At 62.2% G+C, this 14,942-nt stretch carries 18 protein-coding genes; 6 read left to right on the top strand and 12 right to left on the bottom strand.

All coding sequences use genetic code 11. The annotated features are described in order from the left end of the window. Positions 1-68 precede the first annotated feature (68 nt). Positions 69-875, bottom strand: coding sequence for a transglycosylase SLT domain-containing protein (locus GDR53_RS16010; RefSeq protein ID WP_193335449.1), 807 nt, complete (start codon positions 873-875; stop codon positions 69-71). Positions 876-958: 83 nt separating this feature from the next. After that, on the bottom strand, positions 959-1,546 hold the full coding sequence (locus GDR53_RS16005; protein WP_193335448.1) for a nitroreductase family protein: 588 nt from the start codon (positions 1,544-1,546) through the stop codon (positions 959-961). 191 nt (positions 1,547-1,737) lie between these two features. Here GDR53_RS16005 and GDR53_RS16000 point away from each other — a divergent pair, with 191 nt between their 5' ends. After that, positions 1,738-2,703 carry a hypothetical protein gene (locus tag GDR53_RS16000; protein ID WP_193335447.1) on the top strand — a complete coding sequence of 322 codons (966 nt, stop codon included), beginning with the start codon at positions 1,738-1,740 and terminating at the stop codon, positions 2,701-2,703. Between the two features lie 105 nt (positions 2,704-2,808). Beyond that, a complete protein-coding gene (locus GDR53_RS15995) occupies positions 2,809-4,611 on the top strand; it encodes a hypothetical protein (protein WP_193335446.1) in 1,803 nt (600 codons plus the stop codon). Positions 4,612-4,690: 79 nt separating this feature from the next. On the opposite strand, the gene GDR53_RS15990 is transcribed toward GDR53_RS15995, so the two are convergent. From GDR53_RS15990 to GDR53_RS15955, 9 genes are all read right to left on the bottom strand, one after another. Continuing rightward, entirely contained in the window at positions 4,691-5,689 is a 999-nt protein-coding gene (locus tag GDR53_RS15990; protein ID WP_193335445.1) for an NAD-dependent epimerase/dehydratase family protein, read from the bottom strand. Positions 5,690-5,785: 96 nt separating this feature from the next. Then, entirely contained in the window at positions 5,786-7,132 is a 1,347-nt protein-coding gene (locus GDR53_RS15985; RefSeq protein WP_193335444.1) for a UDP-glucose dehydrogenase family protein, read from the bottom strand. 188 nt (positions 7,133-7,320) lie between these two features. Then, the gene (gene arfB / locus GDR53_RS15980; protein WP_193335443.1) at positions 7,321-7,755 is read right to left on the bottom strand and encodes an alternative ribosome rescue aminoacyl-tRNA hydrolase ArfB; all 435 of its coding nucleotides are present in this window, start codon (positions 7,753-7,755) and stop codon (positions 7,321-7,323) included. Positions 7,756-7,772: 17 nt separating this feature from the next. After that, a complete protein-coding gene (locus tag GDR53_RS15975) occupies positions 7,773-8,000 on the bottom strand; it encodes a hypothetical protein (RefSeq protein ID WP_193335442.1) in 228 nt (75 codons plus the stop codon). A gap of 3 nt (positions 8,001-8,003) precedes the next feature. Continuing rightward, positions 8,004-9,983, bottom strand: a complete 1,980-nt coding sequence (gene thrS / locus GDR53_RS15970; protein WP_193335441.1) for a threonine--tRNA ligase — start codon at positions 9,981-9,983, stop codon at positions 8,004-8,006. 188 nt (positions 9,984-10,171) lie between these two features. Further along, positions 10,172-10,480 carry a GFA family protein gene (locus GDR53_RS15965; protein WP_456298503.1) on the bottom strand — a complete coding sequence of 103 codons (309 nt, stop codon included), beginning with the start codon at positions 10,478-10,480 and terminating at the stop codon, positions 10,172-10,174. Then, positions 10,414-10,569 (bottom strand): GFA family protein, encoded by a 156-nt coding sequence (locus GDR53_RS19950; protein WP_456298502.1) that lies wholly within the window; start codon positions 10,567-10,569, stop codon positions 10,414-10,416. The genes GDR53_RS15965 and GDR53_RS19950 overlap by 67 nt, the downstream gene beginning before the upstream one ends. After that, positions 10,559-10,894, bottom strand: a complete 336-nt coding sequence (gene yidD, locus GDR53_RS15960) for a membrane protein insertion efficiency factor YidD (RefSeq protein WP_193335440.1) — start codon at positions 10,892-10,894, stop codon at positions 10,559-10,561. Before yidD ends, GDR53_RS19950 begins: the two co-directional genes overlap by 11 nt. Further along, positions 10,894-11,346 carry an iron-sulfur cluster assembly scaffold protein gene (locus tag GDR53_RS15955; protein WP_193335439.1) on the bottom strand — a complete coding sequence of 151 codons (453 nt, stop codon included), beginning with the start codon at positions 11,344-11,346 and terminating at the stop codon, positions 10,894-10,896. The genes yidD and GDR53_RS15955 overlap by 1 nt, the downstream gene beginning before the upstream one ends. A 141-nt stretch (positions 11,347-11,487) precedes the next feature. Between GDR53_RS15955 and folE the strand changes: the two genes are divergently transcribed. Both folE and hisI read left to right on the top strand, forming a co-directional pair. Next, on the top strand, positions 11,488-12,111 hold the full coding sequence (gene folE, locus GDR53_RS15950) for a GTP cyclohydrolase I FolE (RefSeq protein ID WP_193335438.1): 624 nt from the start codon (positions 11,488-11,490) through the stop codon (positions 12,109-12,111). A gap of 42 nt (positions 12,112-12,153) precedes the next feature. Further along, positions 12,154-12,609 carry a phosphoribosyl-AMP cyclohydrolase gene (gene hisI, locus GDR53_RS15945; RefSeq protein ID WP_193335437.1) on the top strand — a complete coding sequence of 152 codons (456 nt, stop codon included), beginning with the start codon at positions 12,154-12,156 and terminating at the stop codon, positions 12,607-12,609. Here hisI and GDR53_RS15940 read toward each other — a convergent pair. Continuing rightward, positions 12,606-13,340: a rhomboid family intramembrane serine protease gene (locus GDR53_RS15940; RefSeq protein ID WP_193335436.1), complete on the bottom strand. Its 735-nt coding sequence runs from the start codon at positions 13,338-13,340 to the stop codon at positions 12,606-12,608. The two genes, hisI and GDR53_RS15940, sit on opposite strands and share 4 nt — an antisense overlap. Before the next feature lie 181 nt (positions 13,341-13,521). Here GDR53_RS15940 and GDR53_RS15935 point away from each other — a divergent pair, with 181 nt between their 5' ends. Then, the gene (locus GDR53_RS15935; protein WP_193335435.1) at positions 13,522-14,175 is read left to right on the top strand and encodes a PAS domain-containing protein; all 654 of its coding nucleotides are present in this window, start codon (positions 13,522-13,524) and stop codon (positions 14,173-14,175) included. Positions 14,176-14,298: 123 nt separating this feature from the next. Next, positions 14,299-14,931, top strand: a complete 633-nt coding sequence (locus GDR53_RS15930; RefSeq protein ID WP_232846647.1) for a PilZ domain-containing protein — start codon at positions 14,299-14,301, stop codon at positions 14,929-14,931. Positions 14,932-14,942: the final 11 nt, after the last annotated feature.

Raw genomic sequence — 14,942 nt, 5'->3', positions numbered from 1 at the left:
TTAGCCAGCCTTTACTAAAGCTGCCTTATGGTTAATTTATGGTAAACTTCTCTGACCCCCACAGATGCTCACCGCGCGTAAAGCTGGGTGAAGAATGCGCCACCGTCTCCGGCATGGGTAACGGTCGATGGAGCCGCATCGGGTTCATTTTTGAACAGTCCCGTAAACGACATATTAGCGGGCGAAAAACGCGACGGCAGCGCAGCGGGCGCGGCGACTGGCGCACTGCTGACGATTTGTTGCGCAGCAAAATTGGCATTAGTGTCACCGGCCTCGTGCTTGGACACCAGTACGCGGTAGACGTCCCGAATGGTCCGCGCCTGCCCGTTTGAATAGAAGATCGCCTGATTGGCCGATGCCTGCTGGGGAAACAGCTTGGCGGCGATCTGGTCAGGGTCCTGCAGGCCGGCGGTAAACATGCGCTCTGCACCCTGAGCGCCAAGAAAATGGGCGATATATAGCTCGCCGGCACTGGGCATGCGGCCAAAGCGCCCCTGCAAATAATCGCCATTGCTTTTGGTAAAGGCTGCGGCCAGATCCGAGGCTATCTTGGGGTCTTCGCGCAGCTTGAGGATTGCGGCTTTGACTTCGGGGTCGCGGATCACATAGCGCCCATCGCCATTGCGCTCGATATGCTGGGCATAGTCAGCGTATCCGAGCCGCGGCCCATCTTCCTTGAGCACCTGCAACCAGGTCCCCTCGACAAACTGAAATAAGCCCACCGCTGAAGATGTGCCGGCCTTGGCCTGCGGATTGAGGCTGCTCTCACGGATGGCTGTTTGCAGCAGGTAGTCGAAATCAACGCCGTTCCGCTCACCGGCGGCGGTCAGGACATAGGCCAGACTCTGGGGCACTGAAATCGGCTGTACGCCCATGGCGCAGGCTTACCCCTCCGGGAATCGATACCACCCACACTAGCGCCTCACTTGGTTAACCTCCCGTTAACTATGATCCGCCGTTAGCTGAGGGATGGCGTCCAGACACTCACAATGTCGTCAAGCGCCGGCCGGGGGCGGTCTTCCACCGCCGTGCTCGGCGTGCCTATATTGACAAAGCCCACAAATCGCTCCCCCGCCTTGGCGCCCAGCATAGCTGATGCCGCTGGATCAAACGCATACCACTGCGTCACCCAGGATGCGGCAAATCCTAGCGCGAATGCCGCGTGCTGCAGGTTGAACGCCACATTGGCCGCCGATAGCAGCTGTTCGAATTCGGGCACCTTGGGATGCGGCTTGGGAGAGGAGATCACGCCAATGGTCAGCGGCGCCGGCAGGAAACGCCGCCGTTCGATCTCAAGACTGGCTTCATCGAGGCCCGGCCGGTTCCGTGCGGCAATGTCTGCCAGCGCCGCGCCGGCCTGCGCCCGGTCGTCGCCGGCGATCAGCACGAGCCGCCACGGGGCGATTTTGCCATGGTCGGGGACGCGCGTGGCAATGGTCAGGATCTGCTCGAGCTCCGATCTATCGGGGCCGGGTTCCTGCAGGAAGGCTATGCCGACCGACCTTCGGGTAAGTAAATAATCGCGCAGGGCGGGAATGGTGGGCATGCACAGTCTCCTTTGCGCTCGAGCAATAGTCAATTTGCCTCGCCGGCGCCAGAAGCCAGCACCGCGCCCCACAAAACCGGTGGCTCCCGACATTGCGCTGTTTTCATAACCCCGCCGCTGTGACACAGCTTTTCCTCATTCAGCGATTAACTCGATCCGGTGATTCACAAACACCCGGCAGAGGAGACCAGATGCGTTTGCGACAGAGACTAGCCCTGCTGCTCGCTTTGGTCCTGGCAGGATTTGCCACGCCCCTGCACACGCTCCCCGTCTGGGCGCAGTCGAGCCCCCCCGAAATGCCGCCCATGCCGCGCCCGCGCCCCGAGGCGCCCGCGTCACAGGCAACCGCTTCTTCATCGCCCAGCCAGGCCACCGAAGCCATCGAGGCGGTTACTTCCGCGCCGCAGCCGGTGACCCTGACCGGTCGCATTACCCCTGGCGGCGAGCCCATTCCCGATGGCCTGGTCTGGCGCATTTTTGACAGCACCGCCAAGCCAGACGGCGAAATGGTCTTGATGGCCAAGTCCGACCAGGGCATTGCCCAGATCGAGCTGCCGCCCGGCGAATATGTCGTCCATGTCGCCTATGGCCGGGCTCAGCTCAGCGAACCCATGTCCGTCATACCGGGCGCCAACGCCTTCGACTTCGTGCTCGATGCTGGCGCCTTGCGGCTTAATTCGGCGGTCACCGGCGACATTCCCATCCCGCCAGGCATGCTCACCTTCGATATCTTCTCGGGCGACAATGGTAACCGCACGCTGGTGGCGGAGGGCCTAGTGCCCAACGACATCGTCACCCTCACGGCGGGCACCTATCACATCGTTTCCCATTTCGGCACCATCAACGCGGTGGTTCGCGCCGACCTGCGCATTGAGCCGGGCCAGCTCACTGACGCCACCCTCTACCACCATGCCAGCCAGATTTCGTTCAAGCTGGTTTCCGAGGCCGGCGGGGAAGCCATTGCGGACGTGGAATGGACGGTCAAGACGGCCGATGGTGAAACCATCTTCTCCGATCTCGGTGCCTTCCCCTCGACAGTGCTGGCCGAGGGCGAATACCTGGTCTTTGCCAAGCAGGGCGAACAGGTCTTCAACCGTGATTTCCAGGTCAGCTCCGGTTCAGCCCGCGAAATCGAAGTCCTCACCGCCGTCTATTAGCGATCAGCATCCCATATGCCCCACCAGGGCAATATGACACTTTTGACCATTGATGCCACCTCACCGAACGCCCAGATTGGGAGTCCAATCCGGGGGAGAACCGAAATGCTGTCCAGCCCATCGACCAGCCGCCGCCTTGCTGCCTTGGCCATAGCCTGCCTGCTCGGCATGGCCCTGCCCGCGACACCGGCGCTGGCCCAAAAGACCAAGACCAAGCCGGCGCCTGCCGCCGAGGCCAGCACCGCTGAGCCTGTGAACAGCATGAGTGTCGATATCCCCACCATCGATGCCGTTGCCGCCAATATGGATGAGGCGACGCTGCGGGACGTCTTCTCCGGCGATCTGGTGGACAATGCCGAAGCGCTTGCCGGCCTGACCGCGACCAGCATCACCATCCCCGAAATCACTCTCAACGTCGAGGTCACCACCGACGACACGACCACCCAGAGCACGGTGGTCTGGCATGATATCGTGCTGGATGACGTTGTCGACGGCGTCGCGGCCTCTGTCACCATGTCCGGCACCACCGTCACCACCAGTGCCGACGCGAGCGGCGATTTTGGCGCCCTCTCCGCCAGGCAAGTCGATATCGGCGGCCTGCTGGGCCTTTATGGCCTGGTCGATGGTGAAGGCCAGACCGAAATGCAGACGCTTTACAGCGATTTCAGCTTTTCCGGCGGCAGCTTCACCGCGCCCGAGATCAGCTGCGACTTTGGCGCCGTGACTGCCGCCGAGTTCCGGGGCCGCCCGATCAGCAGTTCCTTTGTCGAGATCATGGCGCTTCTGGAGGCGCTGGACGACCCCATGGACGACCCCTCGCCCGAATTGCTTGGCAAGGCCCTGCATCTCTATGCGGATGTGCTGACCGCTTTTGAATCCTCGCCAGTCCAGTTCGACGGGTTTGACTGCTCGGGTGTCGACGAAGACGACAACGCAGTCGATTTCTCGGTCGCCAGCATGACCATGGGCGGCATGAGCCCAGGGATCTATCCTTCAATTGACATGACCGACATGGATCTGGCAGTTGGCGAGGACGGCACCATCAGCATCCATACGCTCAGCTTCAAGTCTATCGACCTATCGGCGCCGCTTGCCGCCATCCAGGCCGCGCCTGTCGCGCTTGACGACAGCTGGTTTGCTGACAATGCCCGGTCGCTGATCCCCGCCTTTGCCGGCTTTTCCATCGGCGATGTCGCCATCGATGTGCCCGATCCCGATCTGGCCGATGGCCGTATTGTGGCCAGTGTTGGCAGCTTCGATCTGGCGCTGTCAGACTATGTCAACGGCATCCCGACCTCCCTCAACACCAGCGCCAACAATGTCATCCTCGAAATACCCGCCACGTCGTCCGATGAACAGCTGCAGACCCTTGTCGCACTGGGTCTGACCTCCATTGATGCCGGCTTTGTCATCGACGCCAGCTGGGACGAGACCGCTAGCACCATTGCCATCAACGAAGTGTCCCTGACCGGCGCCGACCTGGCCACTGTCACGCTGGCCGGCACCATCAACAATGCCACCGAAGCGCTGTTCAGCAGCGACGAAACCACGATGCTGGCGGCCAGCATGGGTTTGGCCCTGAGCGACCTGCAGCTCGACATCGACGATGCCGGCCTTTCCGACATCATCCTGTCTATTGCGGCCGCCGAGCAGGGCAGCGATGCCGCCACTTTGCGCCCGGTCTTTGCCGGTCTGGCCGAAGGTACAGTGATCGGCATGCTGGCCGGCGCAGCAGAGGCCCAGAAGATCGGCAGCGCGGTCAGCGCCTTCGTCAGCGGCAAGGCGAAGAGCCTGTCCATTGGCCTGACGGCCAAGCAACAGCCCGGCCTGGGCATTATTGATTTCATGGCAGCAGAACAGGACCCGACCGTCCTGCTCGACAAAGTCACTATCGACGCAACCAATTGATCCAGTGGGGCTGCTGACAGCGGCCTCGCCACCAGCTGTGACATGGCGCTGGCGGCCGTCTGGTGGTGTCGCCTTGACGCTACAGGCGATGGTAGCGGCGATACCATGCGACGAAATTGGCGACACCCCTGTCGATCGGCGTACGCGGCACCGATCCGATCAACTGCTGCAGCAGGGTGGTGTCGGCTGCCGTCATCAGCGGATCGCCCGCCTGCACGGGCAGCATTCTGCAGTCAGCCTTCTGCCCGACAGCGGCCTCGATGGCGCGCACGAAATCCATCAGTTCTTCCGGATGCCCGCCGGCCAGGTTGACCACGCGATAGGGCGCGACCGGTGATAGCGTATCCCCCGGTACCGGCTGGCCACGCACCGGCGCCAACGGCACCAGCCGCATGACGGCCTCGATCAGGTCATCAACATATGTGAAATCCCGTCGCATCTCGCCCTGGCCATAGATGTCGATGGGGCGGCCCGCAAGGATCGCGGCGACGAACTTGAACAGCGCCATATCGGGTCGACCCCATGGGCCATAAACGGTAAAGAACCGTAGCATGGTGGTGGGAATGTCGAACAGGTGCGCATAGGAATGCGCCATTGCCTCATTGCTCTTCTTGGTTGCCGCATAGAGCGAGATCGGCGCGTCAGCCGCATCCAACTCGGAAAAGGGCATCTTGGTATTGCCGCCATAGACCGAACTGGTTGAGGCCGCCAGGAAATGCACCGGCTTGTGCGCCCGTACCGCCTCGAGCACATTGGCCGTGCCCACCAAGTTTGAGCTGATATAGCTCTGCGGCTGCTCGATACTGTAGCGCACCCCGGCCTGAGCGGCCAGATGCACGACGACCTCGGCCTCCGCCTGACGCAGCGAGTCGGCCAGCAGCGCGGCATCCTCCAGGCGACCCTCAACGGCCGTGAACCCCGGTGCCGCCGCCAGTTCAGCCAGGCGCGCCCGTTTGAGGGTGATGTCGTAATAGTCAGTTACCCCGTCAAAGCCTGTAACCTCATGCCCCTCGTTGAGAAACCTGCGGGCCAGATGGTACCCGATGAAGCCGGCGGTTCCGCTGATAAATATCTTCAAGGCAAACTCTTTTCAGGTCGGCGCGACGCCAGCACATCGCGTTAGGTTGACAAGCGGGCGGGACCGCTCATGTTGCCCCACCCTGCCCGCATCAGTCTATTCGGCTGCCTCCGTCAGGGCGTCCCGGCCGCTCGAGCCGGCTGGCCGACCCACACTGTAATACTCAAAGCCGTGCTTGATGACGTCTTCAGCATTATAGACGTTGCGCAGGTCCACCAGCACCGGCGTTTTCATTGCCGTCTTCATCCTGGCTAGGTCGAGCGAACGGAACTCGTTCCATTCTGTCACCAGCACCAGCGCATCCGCGTTGTCGGCAACCGCATAAGAACTGCCGACATACTCGACATGGTCGATCAAGCCGCGAGCGGCTTCCATGCCATGCGGGTCATAGGCCACCACGCGGGCGCCCTTGTCGAGCAGGCCCTGGATGATGTCGATGGACGGCGCCTCGCGCATGTCGTCGGTATTGGGCTTGAAAGTCAGGCCCAGCACGCCGATCGTCTTGCCGCGCACATCGCCGCCACAGGCCGCTATCACCTTGCGCGACATGGCCCGCTTGCGCTGGTCATTGATCGACACGGTGGTCTCGACCAGACGCATCGGGCTGCCGAAATCCTGAGCGATCTTGACGAGCGCCAGCGTATCCTTGGGAAAGCACGATCCGCCGTAGCCGGGACCCGCATGCAGGAATTTCGAGCCAATCCGGTTATCCAGCCCGATGCCGCGCGAGACTTCCTGCACATTGCCGCCGGCGGCCTCGCATAGGTCGGCGATTTCGTTGATGAAGGTGATCTTCATGGCCAGGAAGGCATTTGCCGCATACTTGATCAGCTCGGCCGTGCGCCGGTTGGTGAACATCAGCGGCGACTTGTTGAGATAAAGCGGGCGATAGACTTCGGTCATCACCGAACGGGCGCGCTCGTCCTCGATGCCCACTACAATGCGATCAGGGCGCTTGAAGTCGTCGATCGCCGCGCCTTCGCGCAAGAATTCCGGATTGGAGACCACGGCCACGTCGGCTGCCGGGTTGGTGCTGGAAATGATATGGGCGACCTCGTCGCCGGTGCCGACGGGCACAGTCGACTTGGTCACAACCACGGTAAAGCCGGACACCGCGTCGGCCACTTCTTGGGCCACCGCACGGACATAGCTCAGGTCGGCATGGCCGTCTCCGCGGCGCGATGGCGTGCCAACGGCAATGAACACGACTTCTGCAACCGGCACCGCTTCCCTAAGATCGGTGGTGAATGACAGCCGTCCTGAAGCAACATTGGCCTTCACCAGCTCACTCAGACCAGGCTCATAGATCGGTATTTGGCCAAGCTTGAGGGCATCAATCTTGCGCTCGTCCGTATCGATACAGACCACGTCATGCCCGAAGTCGGCAAGACAGACACCAGTAACCAGACCAACATAACCCGAACCAACAATGGCTATTTTCATGGGAGCAGCACCCTCAATCCAAGACCTGCACAATAGCGAGAACCGCTGTAAAAGTCGTGCTAGAAACAAGCTACTGGAGTTATGACCTACCTCCATGATTAATGCTGCTTCTGCGCATCGAAAAATACACATGGCAACCTTGCGGCACGCGCGAGCTGCCTCCGCAGAATGCCCTGCCTATCTCCCGTTCACTGGCCCTCCGGTGTCACACCGCCGCGCAGCCGCTTGATGCCCGAGCGGATCGATTTGCCATCGAGGCGCTTTCGCTTGGACGCCAGCGTTGGCCGCGTCGCCACCCGGAACTTGGGCACATGCGAGGCCGCCACCAGCAGCGCCACCAGTTTTTCCAGGGCGTCGGCCCGGTTCATCGGCTGGTCGCGGTGCGAATTGGCGGTGATGACAATCACCCCGAACTTGGTCAGCCGCTTGCCGGCCAGGGTGGCAGCACGCCGTTTCATGGCCTCGGGAATGGACGGGGAGTTTTCCAGGTCAAAGCGCAGCTGCACCGCGCTCGATACCTTGTTGACGTTCTGCCCGCCCGGCCCGGCCGAGCGCACGAAGGTCTCCTCGATCTCGCTCGGGTCGATGGAGACGGAGCGGGTAATGACGATGGGATCAGCCATGTCCCGCTCCTTGCTTGTTAACTGCGCAATCGTCCGGCGTAAATGATCTCGCCTTCGTGGATGATCAGGCCCTTCATGGTCGCCTTGTACTTGCCCTCGACCGCGGTCTTCTCGATCCAGCCTTTTTCCAGCATGCGGGCAAAGACCTTTTCGCCCACATCCTTGAAGTCGTCGGGACCGAGCGCATTGTCCTCGCCCATATGGGTGATGACTTTGATCTCGCGGTTGGATGGACGCAGCGGCATGGCTCAGGCCGCCTTTGCCTTGAGGTCAGGCGGGGTCGCGTCGGCCATGAGCGCCAACAGGGCATCCATGAACGGCTCTACCTTCTGGCCTTCGGTGCCGAGACGGCGCACCGATACAGTCCCCTCCTCGGCCTCGCGCTTGCCCACCACGAACATCAGCGGCACCTTGCCGACAGAATGCTCGCGCACCTTGTAGTTGATCTTCTCGTTGCGCACGTCGAGCTCGGCGCGGATGCCAGCCGCCTTGAGCTGGCGCACCAGCTTTTCGGCATAGTCATCGGCTTCCGAGACGATGGTGGCCACCACCACCTGCGTCGGGGCCAGCCACATCGGCATGCGCCCGGCATAGTTCTCGATCAGCATGCCGATGAAGCGCTCCAGCGATCCCAGGATCGCCCGATGCAGCATCACTGCATACTGGCGCGAACCGTCCTCGGCGATATAGGTCGCGTCGAGCCGCTCGGGCAGCACATAATCGAGCTGCAGCGTGCCCACCTGCCAGCTGCGGCCGATGGCATCCTTAAGGTGAAATTCGAGCTTGGGTGCATAGAAGGCGCCTTCGCCTTCGGCGATCTCGAAGTCATAGCCGGTCGCGCGCAGGGCATCGCCCAACGCCTTCTCAGCCGCGTCCCAGCGCTCGATCGTGCCACCAAACTTTTCCGGCCGGGTCGCCAGCTTGATGACCACATTGTCAAAGCCCATATGACCATAGACCGAATAGAGCAGATGCACGAAATGCTCGGTCTCGGACTGGATCTGGTCTTCGCGGCAGAAGATATGCGCGTCGTCTTGGGTCATCTGGCGCACGCGCATCAGCCCGTGCAAGGCGCCATGCGCCTCGTTGCGGTGGCAGCAGCCGAATTCTGCCATGCGCAGTGGCAGATCGCGATAGCTCTTGATGCCCTGGTTGAAGATCTGCACGTGGGCCGGGCAGTTCATAGGCTTGAGCGCCATCAGGTCGCCCTTGCCACTGAGCACCGGACCTTCTTCCTCGGTCCCGGGCACCTCGTCGGGCACCACGAACATGTTTTCGCGATACTTGCCCCAGTGTCCGGAGAGCTCCCAGAACTTCGAGCTCATCAGCTGCGGTGTTTTGACTTCCTGATAGCCGGCGGTATCCAGACGGCGCCGGATATAGGCCTCCATCTGGTGGAACAGCACATAGCCCTTGGGATGCCAGAACACCGAGCCCTGCGCTTCCGGCTGGAAGTGATAGAGGTCCATCTCTTGGCCAATCTTGCGATGGTCGCGCTTTTCCGCCTCTTCCACCATGTGCAGATAGGCGTCGAGCTCTTCCTTGGTCGCAAAGGCCGTGCCGTAGATACGGCTCAGTACCGGGTTATTGCTGTCACCCCGCCAATAGGCGCCGGCCACCTTGGTCAGCTTGAACGCCATGCCGACATCCTTGACCGAGCGCATATGCGGGCCACGGCACAGGTCGATCCACTGACCCTGCTTGTACATCTTGAGCGACTGGTCGGCCGGAATGGCGTCGACCAGCTCGACCTTGAAGTTCTCGCCCCGTGCACCGAAGAAGTCCTTGGCCTGGTCGCGGCTCCAGATTTCCTTGGTGAAGGTCGCCCCGCGCTCGATGATCTCGGCCATCTTCTTTTCGATGGCCGGGAAGTCCTCTTCCGAGAACGGCGCGTCGCGCTTGAAGTCGTAATAAAAGCCGTTCTCGATCACCGGGCCGATCGTCACCTGCGTATCGGGCCAGAGTTCCTGCACGGCCTCGGCCAGCACATGCGCCGCGTCGTGCCGGATCAGCTCCAGCACGTCCTTGGAGCCGCTGTCGCGCGTCACGAATTCAATGCGGCCATCGGCCTCCGGCGCGTCGCTGAGATCGCTCAGCACGCCGTTCCAGCGCATGGCGACGGTCTTCTTGGCCAGGCTCTTGGAGATGCCGTCGACGATGGTGGTCCCGGTGGTGCCACGCGGATAGTCGCGAGTTGCACCGTCGGGAAACGTCACCTTGATCGTCATTTTGGATCTCCAGAAATATCTGAGATGCAGCGGAAATCACTGCAAGGGCGTCTGTCTAGCACGGTTTTCCGCCTATGCCAGCCGCAGAGCGCACCAAAAACGCGATGTCATCCCGGCGTAGCCAGGGGTCCATCCTGCGATAGTCCGGCCGCCGGCAAGCACTGCATGCCTGGAATGGATGCCCCGACCTATCCCGGCAGCCCGTCAAACTGTGGCAGGTCGTCGGTGATCTCATGCCAGGGCGCCTTGGACGCCACGAACATATGGAATTGCGGCTTGATGCTCGGCGCGTCGATCAGCGTCCCCATGGCCACATGGCCGTTTCCGCTCTCCGCAATGCGCGAATACAGAAACGAACCGCAGCGGCGGCAATGCACGTCATGGGTGCTGTCGCTGTCGCCATAGATCAGCAGATGCTCATGCCCCTGGGTCAGGCTGATCTTTCGAAGCTGATTGCCGCCATCGGCTTGAAGGCCGATCCCGTGGCGCGTCTGCATTGCGAACAGTGACAGTTGAACGCCGCGTGAAACTCGTCCGGCACCGAATAGCGTACCGTCCCGCACAGGCACGAACCGCTAATGGTCATGCCCATGTCCCGTTCCCGTCCATGTTCCATAGCGCCACGGCTGATACCATCGCGCCGCCGCCGGCAGGCTCTCGGGCACGGGGTCATAGCCATCCGTGCCGCCCGGCCGGCAGCGCACGAACCGCGCCAGGCCCATCCAGCCGCCCGGCCAGAAGCCGAACTTCCAGATCGCGTCGCCGGTGTATTCCGAGCAGCTGGGTAGATGCCGGCAGGTCCGCCCGGCAAAGGCCGACAGCGTATAGCGGTAGATAGTGATGAGCAGCACGGCGGTGAATTTGAACGGCAGGTCGACGACGCGCCAGAAGGCGGCACTGAATCGATCCATCACCGCACCGCCGCAAGTGATTCTGCGGACTCGGCTTTTTCGATTGCCGCAACCACTGCATCAAATACCAGCAGCGTCGACAGGTGCCGAGCGGGATAGTCCCGGACCGGCTCGAGAAACCCCAGGTCACTCCATTTGCCAGCGGGCGGCGCGCCATTCTCCTTGAGCATGGCATGCATCTGCACCCGCAGGTCACGGAACGCCCCCACCGGCGTACCGACAATCTCCCGCGCCACCACGGCAGCCGACGTCTGTCCCAGAGCGCAGGCGGAGACAGCGTGGCCATAACCCTTGATCACGCCGTCTGCGATTACCACATCGACCTCGACCACCGAACCGCAGACCCGGCTCACCTTGCGGGCCGAACCGTCCGGATCGGCCAGCCGGGGTGGCTGCTGGGCATTACCCGCAAGATCAAGTATCTTTTGAGAATAGAGATCGCTGAGTTCCATCAACCAAACAATTCTGTTTCTTGTCGCCCTTGGCGCTGCTCCTTATATAGGGGCTCGCAGGCGAACTGTCAGGTTGTTGTACCCACTGGTCCAATATCGCGGCATCCGCGTACCAAAGGCCTCACGCAAAGGAGCCGCCCCATGGATGCCCGACCCACACCGCTCGGCGCCGTTCTTTCTTCCACTGCCGCCTTCACGCGCCCTACTCAGGATGAAGCGGAAGCGGCGGTACGCACGCTGATCGCCTGGGCCGGTGACGACCCGACGCGCGAGGGCCTGCTCGAAACCCCTGCCCGCGTGACTCGCGCCTATGGTGAGCTCTTCGCAGGCTATGGCCAGGATGCCGGCACGGTGCTGTCCAAGACCTTCAAGGATGTCGGCGGCTATGACGATATCGTCCTGGTGCGCGACATCCCGTTCAATTCCCATTGCGAGCACCACATGGTCCCCTTTGTCGGCAAAGCCCATATTGCCTATCTTCCCCATGACGGCGTGGTGGGCCTCTCCAAGCTGGCGCGCCTGGTGGAAGTCTTCGCCCGCCGCCTGCAGACCCAGGAAAACCTGACCGCGCAGATCGTCGACGCCATCAACGAACACCTCAACCCGCGCGGCACCGCCATCATGCTCGAGGCCGAACATATGTGCATGTCCATGCGCGGCGTCCGTGCCCACGGCGCCTCCACGATCACCCACCGCTTTACCGGCGTCTTCGCCGAGGATCGCGTCGAGCAGGATCGCTTCCTGGCCCTGATCAGCCGGCGCTGACCCTACTGGATCAACCGGCGGGGCGGCGCTAGAAGGATGTCCATGACAATTTCCTTTGCCGACCCCGCCGCCCTCACCCACGACCAGCTTGAAGAAGGCACGGCCTTCGCCCCGCGTTTTGACGCGGCCGGTCTCGTGACCGTCGTCACCGTCGAAGCCGGCAGCAATGCCGTGCTGATGCTGGCGCATATGAACGCGCAAGCGCTGGCGCTGACGCTGGAAACCGGCATCGCCCATTACTGGTCCCGATCGCGCAGCAAGCTCTGGAAAAAGGGCGAAACCTCCGGCGAACTGCAGGAGGTCGTCGAGCTGCGCACTGATTGCGACCAGGACGCCCTTGTTCTGGTGGTCAACCAGACCGGTCGCGGCGCGGCCTGCCATACCGGCCGCCAATCCTGCTTCTACCGCCGCGCCATCGTCACCGATGGCGTCGTTAAACTCGAGGATACCGGGCTGCCGCGCCTGTTCGATCCGGCTGAGGTTTACGCCAAGCCCTAGCTGCGCCGCTCGAACAACCCGACCAGCAGGAAGCCGGCAACAAAGCCGCCCAGATGGGCCTGCCAGGCCACGGCCACGTCGGCCCCGGTAAAAATCGGCAGCAAGGGCACGGCGGCGTTCAGCACCACCCAGATCAGCACGAAGGTACGTGTGCGCGAATCGCGCCAGACCTCTGCCAGGCTGGCCAGCCGGCGGCCCATGATCACCCGCTGCCCGGTTTCGGGATGCTGGGCGACAATCACCGGCTGGAAGATGAACCGCACCGCCGCACCGGTCAGCCCCGAGACCCCGCCCGAGGCGCCGATGAGATAGGCGCCCGTATAGAGCGAGGTTGCGGCAAACAGCGTCGCGCCCGCCGCCGCCGAGACAAAGAACAGCGCCAGCATCGGCCCTGCCCCATAGCGGCGGACGACCGGCGTGGCGAAAATAGCGAACCACACCGCGTTGAACAGCAGATGATCCCAGCCGCCATGCAGCAGCGCATGGGTAAACGGCGTCCACAGCAGCGGCACGGCCAGGGTCGGATCGCTCGACCCTGCCACGATGCGCAGCGGCTGGAAGGCAAACCAGAACATCAGCTGCCGCAACCCGTCCGCGTTAAGAATCACGGTTGATGCTAGATGAATCGCCACCAGCACGCCGATCACGGCCGTTACCGAGCCCGGCAACAGGAACACCGGCTCGCGCCCGGCAGGCGGGGCATTGTCCGGCGACGACCCTTGTTCAGACATCACTTCTCTCCGACTCGCTGGCAGGCTGCGGCTTCCGGCCTTCTTTTCCACATTGGGACACCCACGTTAACCTTAACTATTGTTTAAGAGCGCTTTTGCAGTGGGGTTTTGCGAATGTCGCCCTACCGCAGAAGCGTTCCATCAGGGGGAACGTCGATGCACGTATGGCGGGTCAAGCAACATGCAGAAGACGAGCACCAAGACGCTCTATGACTATTGGAATTCCATCCGTGGCTCGCGCAGCGCGCCCGAACGGAAGGATATTGACCCCACGCAGATCCGCGAGGCTTTGGCCAATACGTTCATCCTGGAACTCGATGAGGGCGACAAGTTCTCCTTCCGCCTGGCCGGCTCGCACTTGTGCACCAGCTATTGCCGTGAACTCAAGGGTCGCTCCTTCTCCGGCCTCTGGCATGAGCGCGATGGCGACGCCATGGAGACGCTGATCCGCGCCGTCACCGAGGACCATGCCGTGGCTTTGGTCACCTTCCAGGGCACCACTGCCCTGCACACAAAGGTGAGCTTTGAAACCATCCTGATGCCACTGCGGCACAATGGCTCCACCCATACCCGCCTGCTCGGCGCCATGACGGCGCTCGACGAGCCTTATTGGCTTGGCGTGCAGCCCATCATGGAACAGCGCATCACCGGCCTGCGCCTGATCTGGCCCGATGACATTGCGGTGCAGGACAAGGTGCGCGAAGTCGCCACCAATGTTGGTCCGGACACCGGCTATGCCAACCACACTGCCCCCATGGCCATGCCCGCCATGGTGTTTGGCCGCACCGCCCGCCGCTATGCCCATCTGGCCGTTATCGACGGCGGCCGTCAGTAAGCACAATGCCAAGCTGCACCCGACAATTTGCGCGGCATTTGCCGCGCAAACCGGGGTGCCGCAGAACCATGCGTTAACCAAGACCGGCTAGTCTGCGCTCCACACCAAGGGGTTGGCAGCCAGATGCTTAGCGACGATCTTCCCTCTCCGCAGTTCGTTGCCCCTGCCCGCACCGTTGCGACGGCGGGCAAGTACCAGCGCGTCCAGGTCTCCATTCTTGGCCGCTACATGCTGGCCGACCGCCGGGAGTTTCCTTGCCAGGTCCTCGCCATGTCGCCCGGTGAAGCCGTGGTCATCGCCCCGGCAGCAGGTGGCGTGGGCGAGAGGGTCGTCGCCTATCTTGATGCCATAGGTCGCATTGAAGGCACGATCCTCAGCCAGGTCGATGGTGGCTTCGTCATGGATCTGGCAGCCTCGCCGCGCAAGCGCGACAAGATGGCCGCGCAACTGACCTGGCTGGCCAACAAGGATATCCTCGACCTGCCCGAGGACCGGCGGCACGAACGCGTCGTCCCAGATATTCGTCACTCTACGGTCGTCCTCGATGACGGACGGCGCTACAACTGCAAGATCATCGACATCTCCCTGTCCGGCGCCGCCATAGAGCTCGATGTGCGGCCGGCCATGGGCACCAATGTCACGTTAGGCCGCATGCGAGCCCGGGTCGCCCGTCATTTCCAGAACGGCGTCGCGGTGGAATTCATCTCCGCCCAGGAAATGCTCACCGTCGTCCAACAAAACCTTCGCATGCACTAGAGCATCGAGCT

Source organism: Devosia beringensis, assembly GCF_014926585.1.
Classification (GTDB): domain Bacteria; phylum Pseudomonadota; class Alphaproteobacteria; order Rhizobiales; family Devosiaceae; genus Devosia; species Devosia beringensis.
Note: the sequence above shows the minus strand (reverse complement) of the source record. Positions and strands in the feature narration are given on the sequence as shown.